We start from the raw sequence: 15,598 nt of genomic DNA, 5'->3' as shown, positions 1-15,598 counted from the left end.
CTATGGCTTTTATTATTTTCGAAATGCTCTTTGATGAAACATTGATATCATCCATTGCCTTGAGCATATACTTCATTTTCTCATTGCCAATTTCCGCGACCTTCTTTGACTCCTTTGTGATGGTATCAACTTTTCCGGCGTTCTCGGCGTTAAGCTTGGTCTGCGATGCGATTTCCTCAATTGCCGCTGTAAGTTCTTCGACAGAGCTTGCCTGCTCGGTCGCGCCCTGCGAGATTTCCTCGCTTGATTCTGAAATCTGTACGGCGCCCGATGCCACCTGCTCGGAAGCTATTCTTATATCAGAAAGCAGCTCGCTCATATTGTCTGAAACGGTAAGAAGAGTATTTGCGAGCGTTCCGAGCTCGTCTTTCCTGTCAAGCGAAATTTGTATGTCCAGATCGCCTTTCGCGAGCCTTTCCGAAACTCCGACAAGTTTTTTTATCGGTTTCTGAAAGCCTTTGGCCAATATCATGGCGGCTATGATACCTAAGATTACAAGAACGATACTGCACAGGATCATTATCAAAGTCAAAGAATTGATTTCCGCAAAAACCTCTTCATGCGGAGCCGAAAGAGCGATTGACCATTCTGTTCCTTCAATAGGCGAATAGCCGAGATACTTTATGACACCTTTATATTTATAGCTGCCTGTTCCGTTTTGGCCGGACATCATCTTGCGTGTGAGATCGGCCAGCTGTTGCATATCTGCATCTGTTTTTGCTTCATTAATCGTGTTGTAGAATGAATCAACAAGCGAAGCATCTTGATGTCCGACTACTGTTCCGGCTTTGTTTGTTGCGTATGCATAACCGGTTTTGGCATATGTGATTTTACTCAATATGTCCGAAAGCTCGTGTCCGCTTCTGACTATTGCTATTATTCCGATAATGTTTCCGGATGCGTTTTTTATCGGAGAAGTGAACACCATTATCATTTTTTTATCGGTGTTCCTGAGAATTGGATCGGAAACAAAGTTATTACCTTTTAACGCTTCCTGAAAATAATTTCTATCGGAAATATTTGTTTCTACGTTATCGGCCGAAAATGTATTGCCTTGAATATCTGAAACCATGATATCCAGATGGCCTTCATCGTTCTTTACCTGCTTTAAAAGCGTGATGATCTTTTCTTTATTCAATGTAAGATCGTAAAATATTTCGTTTTGCGCAAGAGCGGTCAATTCACTGTAGTATGTTTTAATTCTTTCTGCTACCACCGCGGATGACTGTTCGGTTATTTTAAGAAGAGATTCGTTGAGCGAATTTGTCAACGCAGACTGAGAAAGATTGGTGGCTATGAAGCAGAAAATTACGCATATACATAATATAAAGACTGAGATGTATACGCATAATTGGGTCATAATACTTTTGAATTTCATTTTTTTACCTTCCTTTTCTTTTTCAGCCTTATGTTTAAAGTGTTCTTCCGTGAATAGAATAGCCAAGGCTGGATGTGAATTTACTGATTTCTTTGGCACTGTCGGCAGTTCATTTGATCGCTTTGCGAGTTATAGTTACAGATGCAGAAGAGATTGGAGCGGACGAATTGCGTATGGTCTCTGTTATTAAAACGGAAATTAAATAATACTTTTATAAGAAATAAAAGCCTACATACTGGAGCATTTTTTCTCTTTATAGAGGTAATCATATAATTGCCGCGTTAAATAAATACGGAAAACCGGAAAAGTTGTCGGGAACTTGTAATATGTTGATTGTTGTTAATCTGTATTGCTGAGCATAAGTTGTGTTGTAGTCTTTTTAATTATGCTTTAATAACTGCTTGAGTACTAAAATAACAATGATTTCCAATTCTAAGCTTGTGATATAATTCACAGACCGGAATTTTGAATTGCTTTATGCCTAAGCGAAGAGATATGAAATAAAGTTGTATCACAAAAAAGTATAAATATATGTCGATAAAATCCGCATTTGGGAATATGCCGAGAGTCATTACTTTTTAATCTTATATCATATTTCGTCAAATGTGAAAAAATATTAACCTATTTATGAAATAATTCGTGAATAAGTTAAAAATTATGTTATAAGGTATTGAAAAAAGAATAAATATGTGCTACAATTTATAACATCTTGATGAATAATTGATTATAAATATTTTATTTATATCTTCAAGATTGATTTATATAAAAATGCGTTGTGTTTTTATAAAATGTTTAAATTCAATTCTGACAATAATATTGAACCAAATAATACATTATTTAACATTTACAGTAAGATGGAGAAGTACAAATGAGCGCAGCTGCAGATAACGTAAATATTGCTCTGCTACAGAAGAGTCTGGATTTAGTGTGGTACAAACAACAAGCTACGCAAAATAATATAGCAAACCACGATACCCCTGGATATAAAAGGAAATCGGTAGAATTTGAGGATTTGTTGAAATCTGTTCTTGATTCGAAAACGGGAAGCGAAGAAGAGCTTGTCTCTGAAATATATAAAATAATGCCCGGTATTTCCGAAGACAAATCGACATCAGCGAAGGAAGACGGAAACAATGTCGATCTGGAACAGGAAAATATCGAGCTTGCTAAAGAGCAGCTTCAATATGAATATCTTGCGAACTCACTGACCTCTCAGATAAACAGGCTTAAATATGTAATAAATGAAGGGAAGAGATAAAATGGCTTTTTTACGTACACTGGATATAAGCGGATCGGCTCTTACTGCTCAAAAGCTCAGAATGAAAGTAATAGCTCAGAATCTTGCGAACGCAAGTACGACAAAAACCGAGTCTGGGGAAGCATATAAAAGAAAGCTTGTGGTTTTTAAAGAAAAGTCAGATGTGAATAGCTTTGAAAATGAGCTTGGCTCCTCATTGGCCGGAGTTGAAGTCTCTGCGATTGTCGAGGATAATGACGATTATAAGCTGGATTACGACCCGCAGAATCCAAATGCCGATGAAAACGGTTATATAAAAATACCCAATGTAAACACGCTGGAAGAAATGATCGATATGATGTCGGCATCAAGATCGTATGAGGCGAACATTACCGCCTTTAACGCGATCAAGCAAATGGCATCCGCGGCTTTAAACATTGGAAAGTAAATTATCGCAGGATGGAATTTTCATATCTCACCGCAGACAGTATTAATTTAATAAATACGGCAATTTGTGTCTCGCATAAAAGGCATTATTAATTGCCGTTTTAATAACCAAATAATCAAAAAACGGAGGGCATATCATGTCAATATCCGCGATAAACACGTCACAGTTTATTGAAAGTATAAATATAAATAAATCAGAAGATGCTTCTTCATCTGATTTTATGCCGTTTGAGGAGCTGCTCGGCAAAGCTATCAGCGCGGTCGGAGAAACGAATTCAACTGTCAATTCGGATATAATCAATCTTGCCCTGGGCGATTCGGATGCGCTTCACAATATAACAATAGACGCCGCAAAGGCAGATCTGGCTGTACAAACGCTTGTGGCTGTAAGGAATAAGGCGCTTGATGCATACAATGAAATAATGCGTATTACGCTATAGATGAAATTGCATATAACATATAAACAGCTAAAGTATATCGAAATATGGTTGGAAGGTGCGATGTGAGTATGAATATGTCGATTTCAGGCTTTTTTAACCAAATAGGCGGATATTTTGGCAAAATGAGTAAAAAAAAGCGTATAACAATTATATCGGTTATTTCGGTTGTCATTGTCGGAGCCGTTATTGTCGCCGCAGTATTAAATAAAAGCAGTTATACAGTTTTATACAGAGGATTGTCATCATCTGAAGGCGCGGAAATTATGCAGATTCTCGACAAATTGAATACTGACTATAAAGTTGACGCGAGCGGTGCAATTTTGGTACCATATAAGGATGAAGCTGTTTTGAAAATGCAGCTTGCCGCTGAAGGATATCCGAAAAATTCGCTTTCATATGACTTATTCACAAATGCATCCAGCTTGATTACAACCGATTTTGAAAAGAAGCAATATCTGATTTTTCAGCTTCAGGACAGGCTTCAGGACGCAATAAAAACCTTAAACGGAGTCAACAACGCAATTGTAACGTTGAATATATCGTCTGACAGCTCGTTCGTGTTAAAAAAGGATGAGACCGAATCGACGGCATCGGTTGTGCTTGATTTAAGCCCGTCGGCGCAGCTTTCTTCAAAACAGATCAGAGGTATAGAAGCGCTTGTATCGAAAAGCGTCTCCGGGTTAAGCGCTGAAAATGTAGTGATAATCGACGGCGACGGCACGATATTAAACAATAACAACGAACCTGGAATCGGCGAGGCTTATACTCAGCTTGAACTGATAAACAATATAAACAAGCTTTATGAAGATAAAATATTTTCCCTGCTTGAGCCCGTACTTGGCAAAAATGGATTAAGCGTTTCAGCAAACGTTGTAATTGATTTCACCACGAAATCAAAGGAAGAAACCGTTTACACTCCTGTGACGGGAGAAAGTGGGATTATTTCACACAGCGAATTTGATAACAAGAGCACAAACGGCGGAACGGTTGCGGAAGGCGCGGCCGGAACGGAATCGAATACCGGAACTCCGACATACAAGGAGGATGACGGTACTGAATCCGGCTCAAGCGCGAGTGCAAGCGGTTCGACTGATTATCTGGTAAATCGCATGATACAGACGATAATTGACAACGGCGGAACAATCAAGGATATGACTGTCGCTGTAATGATAAATAAAAGCGATCTTTCCGAGGAGACGGAAGAACAATACCGTGAGCTTATCGCATACGGTACGGGCATATCATCACAAAAGGTTGCGATAGCGCATGCTCAGTTTCTTTCCGCTGATAAAGAGCCAGAAAAACCCGCGGAGGATAATCCGAAAACCATAGCTGATCTGCTGGGCATCGATGAGCTTATGCTGTATGTGATAATTGGCGCTGCTTTATTTATTATCGTTGTGTCGATAATTATTATCTCAGTAATAAAAAGAAAAATAAAAAACAAAAAGCTGCAGCAAATAATGGCTGAAGCCTCAAAAGCGGCTCCCAAAAAAGTAACGGATATTCCGGGCGAAATAGTTCTGGGCGATACGCGGGAAAAATTACTTAAAAAACAGATTAAAGACTTTTCAGCGTCAAATCCTGAAATTGTTGCGCAGCTGTTAAGATCCTGGATGAAGGAAGATGACGCAAAATGACGACTTCAAGAGTTAAAAAATCAGAATCATTGAAAAAAGCAGCAACCGTCGTGCTTTCTCTGGGCGTTGATTATGCGTCCAAGGTTTATAAATACCTGCATCCGGATGAAATTGAGCAGATTACAATTCAAATTGCCACATTGGATAATCTTTCGGCTGAGTCCGTTGAGTCCACGATGGATGAATTTTATAACCTTTGCCTCGCGCAAAAAATAGTAACCGAAGGCGGAATCGAGTACGCAAAGGCCGTCCTTGAGAAAGCAATGGGCAGTACGACCGCGGCCGGCGTTATCGAAAAGGTGACAAAATCGTTAAGAACGAAATCATTCGACTTTCTTTATAAGGCTGATCCCAAGCATCTGCTAAGCATCATTCAGAATGAACATCCGCAGACCATTGCTTTGATCCTCTCATATTGCACATCCGAGCAGGCTTCAGAAATACTGAGTGAGCTTCCGAGAGAAGTCCAGCTAGATGTGGTAGAGAGAATAGCCATGATGGACAGCACCTCGCCTGAGGTTATCAAGGATATCGAAAAAATGATAGAGCATAAGCTTTCGATAGGCGAGTCTCTGGGCACGACCGAGATCGGCGGAATAAAGTACATAGCGGAAGTGTTAAATACGATAGACCGAAGCACCGAAAAATTCATAATGGAAAAGCTAAGCGAAAAGGATCCGAAGCTGTCGGAGGAAATAAGGAACAAGATGTTCGTATTTGAAGACATCACGACGCTCGATCCTATGTATATCCAGAAATTTCTTCAGGCCGTCACCAACTCGAACGATCTGCTTATCGCGCTTAAGGGCTCTGCCAAGGAAGTGGCCGATGTATTTTATGAAAACATGTCGCTCCGAATGAAGGAGACAATGGAAGAAGAAGCAAAATACCTGCATGGTGTAAGGTTATCCGACGTCGAAGAAGCGCAGCAGAAGCTTGTTGCTTTGATCAGAAAGCTTGAAGAGGCCGGAGAAGTAGTCATATCCAGAGGACGGAGGGATGAGCTAATTGTCTAAGCTTGTTAAATATGATCAGGTTAACCTGAACCCGCCTTATTATGTATGCGAAAACAGAGAAGGCAAAACCGAGAAAGCAGTAAGCGAAACAACCGATGCCATTATTGAAAAGGCAAGCCGTCTTTCGGAAAAAATTATTAAAACTGCAGAAGAGAAAGCAGCAGAAACGCTAAAAAAGGCATATGAAATCGGGTATTCCGAAGGATACGGCAAAGGAAAGGAACAAGCACTGAGCGAGGCTCAATGCTCTTTGGACAGCATAGAAAGCCTATTTAAAAATATAGACACAAAAAAATCCGAAATAATTAAAAGCAACGAAAAAAACATTATAAAGCTTGCCATTCAAATAGCGGAAAAAATAATAAACAAGGAGCTTTCCGAGGACGAGGGAGCTTTTACCGGTATATTCAAGAAAGCAGTTGAAGATTTATTTGATGAAAAATGGATAAAGCTGACTGTTTCTGAATACGAGACCGGCTTTACGACTTCAAGCGGTGAGTCTTTGCTCGAAATAGCAAACGGAGCTGACAGAGTGGATGTTTCCGTCAATAAAGGCGCTCCTCGCGGAACCTGTGTAGTTGAAACAGAAAGCGCGGTTATGGATGCGAGCGTCTCGGTTCAGTTAGATATAATCGAAAAAGCGCTGTTGAGCGTTTAGATCAGACATATGGATTTTGATGTATATTTTAACAAAGTAGATAAAACGGACACTATAATCCACAGCGGAAAAATTGAGAATATTGTTGGCATGGTTATCGAGAGCACGGGACCGAATGCTGATATCGGAACAGTCTGCAGGATATATAATTCAAAAAGAAATTCATATACATATGCGGAAATCGTCGGCTTTAAGGAAAAAAGAGTATTGCTGATGCCTTATGAAGAGCTTAACGGCATCGCAAAGGGGAGCATTGTCGAATCAACCGGTGATATTTTAAAAATACCGGTCGGAGATCAAATAATCGGAAGAGTTGTAGACGGATTCGGGAATATCATCGACGGAAAACCGGGCGTTGTGTGCGGCGAATATTATCCTGTATACAACAAGCCTTCAAATCCGTTTGAAAGAGAGCGCATCAGTGAAAGAATTACTATAGGAGTAAAAGCAATTGATTCGCTTCTTACCTGCGGAAAAGGGCAGAGAATGGGTATATTTTCCGGAAGCGGAGTCGGAAAAAGCACTCTAATGGGTATGATATCCAGAAATATAGAAGCTGACGTAAACGTAATCGCTCTCGTGGGAGAAAGAGGCAGGGAAGTAAGGGATTTTATCGAAAAAGACCTCGGCGAAAGCGGAATGAAGAAAACCGTGCTTGTTGTTGCGACATCAGACCAGCCGGCAATGATGAGGTTAAAATGCGCCCTTACCGCAACGACTATAGCCGAATACTTCAAGGACAAGGGCAAGGATGTGCTTTTAATGATGGATTCTCTTACCAGGTTTGCGATGGCGCAGAGAGAAATCGGGCTTGCCGCAGGCGAGCCGCCGGTGGCGAGAGGCTATACACCTTCGTTGTATTCCATTCTTCCTAAGCTGCTTGAGCGCACGGGGAATTTTAAAAACGGTTCTATTACCGGCATTTATACGGTGCTGGTCGAAGGAGACGACATAAACGAACCTATATCCGACACCGTAAGAGGTATCATAGACGGTCATATTGTTTTATCGAGAAAGGTGGCAATGCGCAGTCACTATCCGGCCATAGATATACTTGCGAGCATCAGCCGTATAATGAATGAAATAGTATCTCCGGAGCATATACGCACGGCATCGGCGATACGTTCACGGCTTTCAGCCTATTATGACAATTTCGATCTGATAAGCATCGGCGCGTATAAAACCGGAACAAACACAAAAATTGATGACGCCATTAATAATATCGACAGGATTAATGATTTTTTAAGGCAAGGCGTAGAAGAAAGATTCAGTTTTGATCAAACATATAAAATGATGAACGAAATCATAAAATAACTGTATAAATTTTTGTATAGGACTGAAGCTGAATATGAAAAAATACAATTTTCCGCTCGAGAAGGTTCTCGAATATGACACACATTTGCAGAATAAGGAAACAGACAATCTGAATTATATAAAAAATGAATACCGTTTACTCGAGATCAAAAGGTCATATTTACAGGAGAATTATGAATTTTCAAAGAATAAATATCAGGAATACTGTGCGGATGGAATAACACTGCAAAAAGCTGCCGTTTTGAGGACTTTTATAGGCAGACAGCAACAGCAGCTTCTCAGCCTCGAAGCAGAAATGATTGATAAAAGAAAGCAAATTGAGCAGCAGATTGAAAGGCTTCTTGAAGTTACAAAGGATAAAATGACAATAGAAAAGCTCAAAGCTAGCTCAATTCTTGAATATGATGCTATGGTCAGAAAAAAAGAGGAGGTAATGATAGAAGAATTCATAGCAAATAAAGCGGCAATTGTCAATACCTAAAACAGAGGAAAAATAGTGAAGGATGTGATATTATATCTGAACTTGCTGTCAAAACAACCATGCCGGCGATTCCGGCGGTTCCCTCGACAGGATCCCCTGAAGGCGCAGAGACTGAAATAAACTGTGTGTTTTCCGCGCTTTTAAAGTGTATTCAGGATTGTTCCGATAACGGCGGGCAGCGAACCGATGAAAGCGGCGAAGGAGAAGCCAAGCAGAAAAAAGATGCGAAAAATGTCGGATTTAGCGGATGCGAATATTTGGCCTATACTATGGCATTTGCTGGACCGCCTGAGTTTCTGCCGGAAGGTGCTCCTGATTTTCAGCCGGAAAGCATAGCCATCGATAATCTGCCGGATTCTACGACACCGGTTCCTGCAGATACCGGGGAAAAGCAAAAAACCGATGGAGAGCAAACCGTATTCATGCAGACAAGAGCAAATGTTTCGGCGCAAAATGCAGCTGAGCGGGAATTAAAAATGCCGGTGGCTGCGTCCGGAGGACAGGCTTATAGCACGGCCATGTTAAAAAAATCAGATACCATTCCTGGGGAAACGAAGTCTGTAAATATACCGGATTCTAAATCGGAAGAAGCCGCAAAAAAGCTTGATCAAACCGAGACAGCTGCCGTAATTAACGGGTATTCGAATCCGGCGGAGCTTCGCATATATAACGGAAATAAGATTTCATCAAAGCTCACCTCGGAATCATTAACATCACAAGCGTACGAAAAACCGGGAACAGCGGAAATACATAAAAAAATCATATCAGAAAAAGAAAACGCCGGTCAAAAGGAATTCAAATCAACTGATGCCGATCCCGGTTTTGCGTATACTGAACAGGAAAAGAAAGCAAAGTCCAGCGAAACAGGATTTTCGTTACCTATATCACTTGAGCGAATGCGAAACACCGGTAATCCGGAATCAATTTCTGAAAAACCAGGTAACACATCAGAAAGCCCGGTAATTCAGATCGCTGATTCAGTCAAAGATAATATCACGGCCGGAAGAGACAATTTCACGCTTCGCCTTAAACCCGAAGGACTCGGAAATGTGACAGTGACAATGTCGTTCAAAAAAGAAAAAATAGAAATGAGAATCAAAAGCGATACCGCCATGACAAAAGAGCTGATTGCCACTCAACTCGGTGAACTCAAAAACGAGCTCGAGTCAAGCGGATATAAGATCGATACGCTTAATGTTGAATCTCAGCCGCATCAACAGACTCTGTCGGATCCCAATACGGGTTCATATTCCCATCAGCGTAGAGATACCGAATACAGAGGCAGCGAAAATGAAAATGGTAAAAGGAAAAACCTTTATGAATCCGATGAAACGAGCAACCGGATTCCGCCGCAGCTTATTTATAAAAACAGAACGATAAGCTACAAAATATAGAGCAAAAATACTATTCAGCTTTTTTCATATAGCGGTTTTATAAAAATACAGCTTATAATAACCGATCAATATTTTAATTAAGGATAAATTTATTTATCGCAAAGAGATAAATGAATCAACGTAATAAAATGAGTGTTGATGCCATAAGCTCGCTTGTTAATAACATAAATATAAGTAATAAGGAAAGCGAAAAGAAGGGCGTGGATGCGCTGTCGATCAACGATTTTTTTCAGTTAATCGCCGCGCAGCTCGAGAATCAGAGTATGTACGATACGGTCGACAATACGCAGTTTCTATCTCAGCTTTCTCAATTTACATCCCTTTCTCAGATGAAAGAAATGACCTCTGCCATTAATTCCAATTATGCGGCTTCTCTGCTTGGAAGGCCCGTATGCGTGAACAGCACAGATCAATTCGGCAATAAGAAAACCGTTACCGGGACAGTGGAACAGATAACCTTCAGCGGTGGTATTCCATACCTTTACGTGAACGGCGATTTTTTTGCGCTCGGAGACCTTACGGATATCGGCATTCTTTCAGAGAATGCAAATGAAGAAGCTGCCGAACAGGGAGCGGGCAACGGAGAGGAAATTATAGAGCCGACCGAAACATCGGATACTTCTCAGGACGCAGCAACCGCGGTATAGGAAAACGATAATTCAATTAAAAAAATAATTTATTTAAAGCTTACGGAGGGCTATAAATGATCAGATCTATGTTTTCGGCAGTGACCGGACTAAAAAGCCACCAGACTATGATGGATGTTATAGGTAACAATATAGCAAACGTAAATACTGCGGGATTTAAGTCGAGCCGCGTGCTTTTCAACGATCTTTATTACCAGACTTTATCAAGCGCGAGCAAGCCATCGGCCGGTATGGGTGGCGTGAATCCATCACAAATCGGATATGGCGCCGCTGTCGGCTCGGTACAGGTCCTCAACACGAGAAGCGGATATAAGCAGACCTCCAGAGCTCTTGATATGTACATATCAGGCGAGGGATATTTCACCACCAGCGATACGACAGGCAATATGAATTATACAAGAGTTGGCGCGCTGGAGTTTGACACGGAAGGTAATTTACTCGATTCCAACAATAATTATATCATGGGGATCACCGCCGGCTCAATTCCTCCCTATACTGCCGCCTCACTTCAGAAAATAAAAATTAATAACTTTTCAAATTACAACGAAATTTCTATTTCCGCCGACGGGACCTTGACCGGAATGAACACTCAAACATCGACTATCGATGTTCTGGGTCAGCTGGCAATTGCCGTATTCAATAATCCTGACGGGCTGTCGCAGGAAGGCAGCCAATATTTTAGGCAAACGGGGAACTCAGGTGTGCCGACATATACTACCGCAGGGGGCAAGCTTGCCGGTCCACTCATTTCCGGCGGACTTGAAATGTCAAATGTGGATCTTTCCAATGAATTTACCGACATGATAGTTGCCCAGAGAGGATTTCAGGCAAATTCCCGAGTTATCACGACTTCGGACCAGATTCTTGAAGAACTTGTAAACCTCAAGAGATAAGAAATCAGCTTCCGGCGGGTTTGTTGACGCGGCAATTAAAAGATACGCTTAAAGAGAGAAAAGGCTCTGATATATGGGCTTTTCTCTCTTATAAATAATAAATTATTCTATTGCCGTTTGATATTACCGCCTGAAATATGGAAATGCCGTTTATACGGGGAGAAAAGAAAACATGATTGAACTTACGAAATTTAACAAGGAAAAATATTTTCTTAATTCTGATCTTATAGAAATTATTGAAATAACCCCTGATACCATGATAACAATGACAAACGGAAAAACTCATTATGCACTTGAAACTCCTGATGAAATTATAACCAAGATTGAAGAATTCAAAATAAAAATATTAAAAAATGCGAACACCGCAAATAAGCAGATATCAAAACGTAAATAAAATCCAAATTCATTTAGCGCTTATTGGTTGTAAAGGGAATAAAAAATGCCGGAAATATTATCTCAAAATCAAATAGACGATCTTTTAAATGAACTGATGGGTGAAAGCTCGGAAAAAGAAATTGATACGGGAGATAAAAATATAAAGCCGTACAATTTTAAAAATCCGAAAAAGCTTTCGAGAGATCAACAAAAGGTGCTTACCGGTATTCACGAGATTTTCGCGAGGCATCTGGCTTCATATTTTGCCGGACTTACAAGAAATTATTGTGAAATAAGCGTTGCTTCGGTGGAAGAACATCCGTATTACGAGTATAACAACGCGCTGCCGGATATTATGATGACTGGAATTATCGATATCAATATTTTAAAAGGTTCAATGCTTCTCGATATGTCCAACTCAATAACCTTTGCTCTCGTCGAGCGTATGCTCGGCGGCAATATTGAGGAAAGAGAAATACCGGAGAGGGATTTTACGGAAATAGAATATTCGCTTATTGAGAGGATTTTCAAGAAAACGACGACATTTGTCGAAGAAGCCTGGGCGCATATTCCGGGTGTTTCCGCTTCTGTGAGGCAAATAGAAACAAATACAAGATTTATCAAGTCGATTGCAATGGACGAGGTAGTCGCGGTCATTGTGTTTGATGTTAAGATAAACACGGTCAAGGGTACAATAACCTGCTGCATTCCGTGTTTGAACATAGGTTCAATACTTGACTCGTATAACTCCGATCAGATCGAAAAACATGACGAAGATGCTGAAACATTAAAGCAGAATAAGGATGCTATATTAGATAAGCTGAACGAATCTGTTATCAACGTGTGCGGTATTCTGGGAACGGCTACAATTACCATGAAAGAAACTCTCGACCTGCAGCCGGGTGATGTTTTAAAGCTCGATCAGCATATTGACAGCCCCGTTTTATTGACGGTAAACGGGAAAAAGTGGTTTTATGGTCAACCTGGCATAGCAAGGAATCAGATAGCCGTCAAAATAAAAAAGAATTATTGCAAGGAGAACCCTTTCCGTGATTAACACCAAAGCAAACGACGTTATGGAAAATACAAGTTTAAGCCCGGACGAGACAGACGCGATAGGCGAAATTTTAAATATAAGCATGGGCGCCGCCGCAACGGCGATATCTATTATGCTTGACCGTCAGGTTAATATAACTACGCCAAATGTCAAAGTGGTGCAAATCAATGAGCTTGAATACAAAGAGCTGGAGCCGGCAGTTGGTGTTGAAATAGAATATATCGAAGGCTTGTATGGCTCAAACATCATGATCATGAGCATAAGGGACGTAAAGAAAATTGTCGATTTGCTCATTGGCAGTGGAGGAGACGAAAGCATTACCGACGATAATCTTGATGAAATACAAAAAAGCGCGCTCGGAGAAATCATGAACCAGATGATGGGCTCATCCTGCACGGCTTTGGCGTCGTTTCTGAATACGACTATCAATATTTCGACTCCTAAGCCGCTGGATGTTTCGCATATAAAGGAAAAATTACAATCATCGAGTAAATCTGATCACATAGTGAGTATATGCTTCAAATTACAGGTAGAAAATTTGCTTGACAGCGAATTTATGACGGCGTTTCCCATTGAGTTTACAAAGGAGCTCATACAAAAAGCATCTGTCTTTGATGAATCCGGTAATAATACCCCGTCTGATTCCGACAATAAGGGGGATACGGAGATTCCTACGGTCACAGGTCATGTGCAGGTTCCTGATGCCGCCTTTTCCGACGAGAGAGTTCCGGCGCAGCCTGCCGCCAAGGTAAATACCGAGCCGCCTGCCGCGGCAAAAAAACCATCCGTTAATAATCCTCAGCCGGCGGCACGAAGCGTTCGTGAACCGCCAAAAAGCACTAAAAATGTGTCGCCTTTGCAGTTTGGTTCTCTGGGAGATGAAAATTCAGACAAGGACACTTCATCTCAGGTTGATCTCGGACTTGTTTTAGGGGTTGAGCTAAATGTTACTGTCGAAATTGGGCGTCAGAAAAAGCTTTTAAAGGACGTGCTCGCGCTCAGGCAGGGCTCTGTTGTGGAGCTTGATAAACAGGCGGGCGAACCGGTGGATGTGATGGTAAACGGACAGCTGATAGCAAGAGGCGACGTTGTCGTTATAGACGATAATTTCGGAGTCAGGATAACAGAGATCATCAATAAACCCGAAAATTGACTGTATATAAAAATATTATATTAGGTGAGTGAAAATTATTGGATGACATATATTCTCTTTTAATGCCGCTTCTCGCTGCGTCAGCTGTGATAATCGGAGCATATCTGACCGCAAGGTGGCTCGCAAAAAAGCAAAAAGGCTGTATGTCAGGAACAGGATCAAACATAAAAATATTGGAACGAGCTGTCATAGGAAAAGAAACGTATCTTTCGATAGTAAAGGTCGGAGATAAAACTCTATTGCTTTCCATGACGGGTCAGCGCGTGGAAATGCTCTGCGAGCTCGATCCTGACTCATTGAAGACGAACGAAAGCAAACATCCGGAAACGGGTTTTTTCAATGTTTTATGTTCTTCTTTGCAATTACCGTCCATGAAAAAGCATCAGGATGCGAAATCGTATGACAATCGGGATGATCGGGGCGGCGAAATTAAATGAAAATAAAGAGAACATTTAAAATAATATCTCTTTCCGCCTTAATGGCTCTTGCATCAGCAATCGGATCTGCTGCGGCGGATGACACGCCCGCGGGAATATCGGTGAATCTCGGCGGAAGCGATACCTTAGAGATACTTCTGACGCTCACGATTATCGCGCTTATTCCTTCGATTTTAATAATGATGACAAGCTTTACACGCATCATAATCGTGCTGTCCTGTTTAAGAAACGCTTTGGGCCTGCAGCAGACGCCGCCAAATCAGGTTTTGATAGGTATTGCGCTGTTCCTGTCGCTGTTTATTATGACGCCCGTATTGGATAAAATTAATACTGATGCATATCAACCTTATAAAAGCAAAGAAATAACGCAGGAGCAGGCGGTCGACGCGGCTGTGAAGCCGCTGCGCGAATTTATGCTTAAAAACACGAATAACGACGACCTTAATATGTTTTTGGATCTCGGTGGTTACGGAACTCCGGAAACATTTGATGAAATTAAAACGACTGTAATTATCCCGGCGTTCATTACCAGCGAACTGAAACGCGCTTTTACAATCGGATTTTTACTTTATCTGCCTTTTCTTATAATTGATATGGTTGTTTCAAGCACTTTGATGTCACTTGGAATGATGATGCTGCCCCCTTCGATGATATCGCTGCCGTTCAAGCTTATGCTTTTTGTGCTGGTGAACGGATGGGATCTGATCATAAAATCACTGGTAATAAGCTTTAATTAAAGGTCTATAGAGGAGAAGGAATGTCGCAGGGAGATATTATTTCGATAATAAAGGACACTGTAATGACCGCGCTTCTGATATCGGCTCCGTTTTTACTCGTCAGCGCCGCAATCGGGATAATAATTTCCGTGTTTCAGGCAGCGACTCAGATACATGAGCAGAACATAAGCTTTGTGTTCAAAATCGTCGCCATAGGAGTGATGCTCGTATTGCTTTTCTCATGGCTCAATACGACTATGATCGATTTTACCAACAGAACTTTTGCGAGCATACAAAGCCTTGTATAGCCTGCGG

At 41.0% G+C, this 15,598-nt stretch carries 18 protein-coding genes; 17 read left to right on the top strand and 1 reads right to left on the bottom strand.

Translation table 11 applies throughout. The features are described 5' to 3' along the window. On the bottom strand, positions 1–1,378 hold a 1,378-nt coding region (locus tag VB118_05220; GenBank protein ID MEA4832003.1), incomplete at its 3' end, for a methyl-accepting chemotaxis protein. Positions 1,379–2,246: 868 nt separating this feature from the next. On the opposite strand from VB118_05220, the gene flgB reads away from it, so the two are divergent. From flgB to VB118_05135, 17 genes are all read left to right on the top strand, one after another. After that, the gene (gene flgB, locus VB118_05215; protein ID MEA4832002.1) at positions 2,247–2,636 is read left to right on the top strand and encodes a flagellar basal body rod protein FlgB; all 390 of its coding nucleotides are present in this window, start codon (positions 2,247–2,249) and stop codon (positions 2,634–2,636) included. A gap of 1 nt (position 2,637) precedes the next feature. Next, entirely contained in the window at positions 2,638–3,063 is a 426-nt protein-coding gene (flgC, locus tag VB118_05210; protein ID MEA4832001.1) for a flagellar basal body rod protein FlgC, read from the top strand. A 136-nt stretch (positions 3,064–3,199) separates the two neighbouring features. Continuing rightward, on the top strand, positions 3,200–3,502 hold the full coding sequence (fliE, locus tag VB118_05205) for a flagellar hook-basal body complex protein FliE (GenBank protein ID MEA4832000.1): 303 nt from the start codon (positions 3,200–3,202) through the stop codon (positions 3,500–3,502). A 68-nt stretch (positions 3,503–3,570) separates the two neighbouring features. After that, positions 3,571–5,142 (top strand): flagellar basal-body MS-ring/collar protein FliF, encoded by a 1,572-nt coding sequence (gene fliF, locus VB118_05200; GenBank protein MEA4831999.1) that lies wholly within the window; start codon positions 3,571–3,573, stop codon positions 5,140–5,142. Next, a complete protein-coding gene (gene fliG, locus VB118_05195; protein ID MEA4831998.1) occupies positions 5,139–6,158 on the top strand; it encodes a flagellar motor switch protein FliG in 1,020 nt (339 codons plus the stop codon). The genes fliF and fliG overlap by 4 nt, the downstream gene beginning before the upstream one ends. Further along, positions 6,151–6,816: a FliH/SctL family protein gene (locus tag VB118_05190; GenBank protein MEA4831997.1), complete on the top strand. Its 666-nt coding sequence runs from the start codon at positions 6,151–6,153 to the stop codon at positions 6,814–6,816. The genes fliG and VB118_05190 overlap by 8 nt, the downstream gene beginning before the upstream one ends. Positions 6,817–6,825: 9 nt before the next feature. Further along, positions 6,826–8,130 carry a flagellar protein export ATPase FliI gene (gene fliI / locus VB118_05185; protein MEA4831996.1) on the top strand — a complete coding sequence of 435 codons (1,305 nt, stop codon included), beginning with the start codon at positions 6,826–6,828 and terminating at the stop codon, positions 8,128–8,130. A gap of 34 nt (positions 8,131–8,164) precedes the next feature. Then, positions 8,165–8,611, top strand: coding sequence for a hypothetical protein (locus VB118_05180; protein ID MEA4831995.1), 447 nt, complete (start codon positions 8,165–8,167; stop codon positions 8,609–8,611). A gap of 59 nt (positions 8,612–8,670) precedes the next feature. Further along, positions 8,671–10,005: a flagellar hook-length control protein FliK gene (locus VB118_05175; protein ID MEA4831994.1), complete on the top strand. Its 1,335-nt coding sequence runs from the start codon at positions 8,671–8,673 to the stop codon at positions 10,003–10,005. A gap of 110 nt (positions 10,006–10,115) precedes the next feature. Beyond that, positions 10,116–10,652, top strand: a complete 537-nt coding sequence (locus VB118_05170; GenBank protein MEA4831993.1) for a flagellar hook capping FlgD N-terminal domain-containing protein — start codon at positions 10,116–10,118, stop codon at positions 10,650–10,652. A gap of 56 nt (positions 10,653–10,708) precedes the next feature. Continuing rightward, complete coding sequence (locus VB118_05165) at positions 10,709–11,545, top strand: flagellar hook-basal body complex protein (GenBank protein MEA4831992.1); 837 nt, start codon at positions 10,709–10,711, stop codon at positions 11,543–11,545. 172 nt (positions 11,546–11,717) lie between these two features. Further along, positions 11,718–11,939, top strand: a complete 222-nt coding sequence (locus VB118_05160) for a flagellar FlbD family protein (protein MEA4831991.1) — start codon at positions 11,718–11,720, stop codon at positions 11,937–11,939. 45 nt (positions 11,940–11,984) lie between these two features. Further along, a complete protein-coding gene (gene fliM, locus VB118_05155; GenBank protein MEA4831990.1) occupies positions 11,985–12,977 on the top strand; it encodes a flagellar motor switch protein FliM in 993 nt (330 codons plus the stop codon). Beyond that, positions 12,970–14,130: a flagellar motor switch phosphatase FliY gene (gene fliY / locus VB118_05150; GenBank protein ID MEA4831989.1), complete on the top strand. Its 1,161-nt coding sequence runs from the start codon at positions 12,970–12,972 to the stop codon at positions 14,128–14,130. The genes fliM and fliY overlap by 8 nt, the downstream gene beginning before the upstream one ends. A 38-nt stretch (positions 14,131–14,168) precedes the next feature. Continuing rightward, entirely contained in the window at positions 14,169–14,567 is a 399-nt protein-coding gene (locus tag VB118_05145; protein ID MEA4831988.1) for a flagellar biosynthetic protein FliO, read from the top strand. Then, entirely contained in the window at positions 14,564–15,304 is a 741-nt protein-coding gene (gene fliP / locus VB118_05140; GenBank protein MEA4831987.1) for a flagellar type III secretion system pore protein FliP, read from the top strand. Before VB118_05145 ends, fliP begins: the two co-directional genes overlap by 4 nt. 20 nt (positions 15,305–15,324) lie before the next feature. Next, complete coding sequence (locus VB118_05135; GenBank protein MEA4831986.1) at positions 15,325–15,591, top strand: flagellar biosynthetic protein FliQ; 267 nt, start codon at positions 15,325–15,327, stop codon at positions 15,589–15,591. The last annotated feature ends 7 nt before the right edge of the window (positions 15,592–15,598 follow it).

The sequence above is a fragment of the Oscillospiraceae bacterium genome (assembly GCA_034925865.1).
Classification (GTDB): Bacteria; Bacillota; Clostridia; order Oscillospirales; family SIG627; genus SIG704.
This window is presented reverse-complemented; position numbering and strand designations above follow the sequence as displayed.

Bases quoted from the DNA above. Each gene is read 5' to 3' on its own strand.
- VB118_05135 (MEA4831986.1), top strand. From the start codon at position 15,325: ATGTCGCAGGGAGATATTATTTCGATAATAAAGGACACTGTAATGACC.
- fliG (MEA4831998.1), top strand. From the start codon at position 5,139: ATGACGACTTCAAGAGTTAAAAAATCAGAATCATTGAAAAAAGCAGCA.
- VB118_05165 (MEA4831992.1), top strand. From the start codon at position 10,709: ATGATCAGATCTATGTTTTCGGCAGTGACCGGACTAAAAAGCCACCAG.
- fliI (MEA4831996.1), top strand. From the start codon at position 6,826: ATGGATTTTGATGTATATTTTAACAAAGTAGATAAAACGGACACTATA.
- VB118_05160 (MEA4831991.1), top strand. From the start codon at position 11,718: ATGATTGAACTTACGAAATTTAACAAGGAAAAATATTTTCTTAATTCT.
- VB118_05170 (MEA4831993.1), top strand. From the start codon at position 10,116: ATGAATCAACGTAATAAAATGAGTGTTGATGCCATAAGCTCGCTTGTT.
- fliE (MEA4832000.1), top strand. From the start codon at position 3,200: ATGTCAATATCCGCGATAAACACGTCACAGTTTATTGAAAGTATAAAT.
- flgC (MEA4832001.1), top strand. From the start codon at position 2,638: ATGGCTTTTTTACGTACACTGGATATAAGCGGATCGGCTCTTACTGCT.
- fliF (MEA4831999.1), top strand. From the start codon at position 3,571: ATGAATATGTCGATTTCAGGCTTTTTTAACCAAATAGGCGGATATTTT.
- fliP (MEA4831987.1), top strand. From the start codon at position 14,564: ATGAAAATAAAGAGAACATTTAAAATAATATCTCTTTCCGCCTTAATG.
- VB118_05180 (MEA4831995.1), top strand. From the start codon at position 8,165: ATGAAAAAATACAATTTTCCGCTCGAGAAGGTTCTCGAATATGACACA.
- fliM (MEA4831990.1), top strand. From the start codon at position 11,985: ATGCCGGAAATATTATCTCAAAATCAAATAGACGATCTTTTAAATGAA.
- VB118_05175 (MEA4831994.1), top strand. From the start codon at position 8,671: ATGCCGGCGATTCCGGCGGTTCCCTCGACAGGATCCCCTGAAGGCGCA.
- flgB (MEA4832002.1), top strand. From the start codon at position 2,247: ATGAGCGCAGCTGCAGATAACGTAAATATTGCTCTGCTACAGAAGAGT.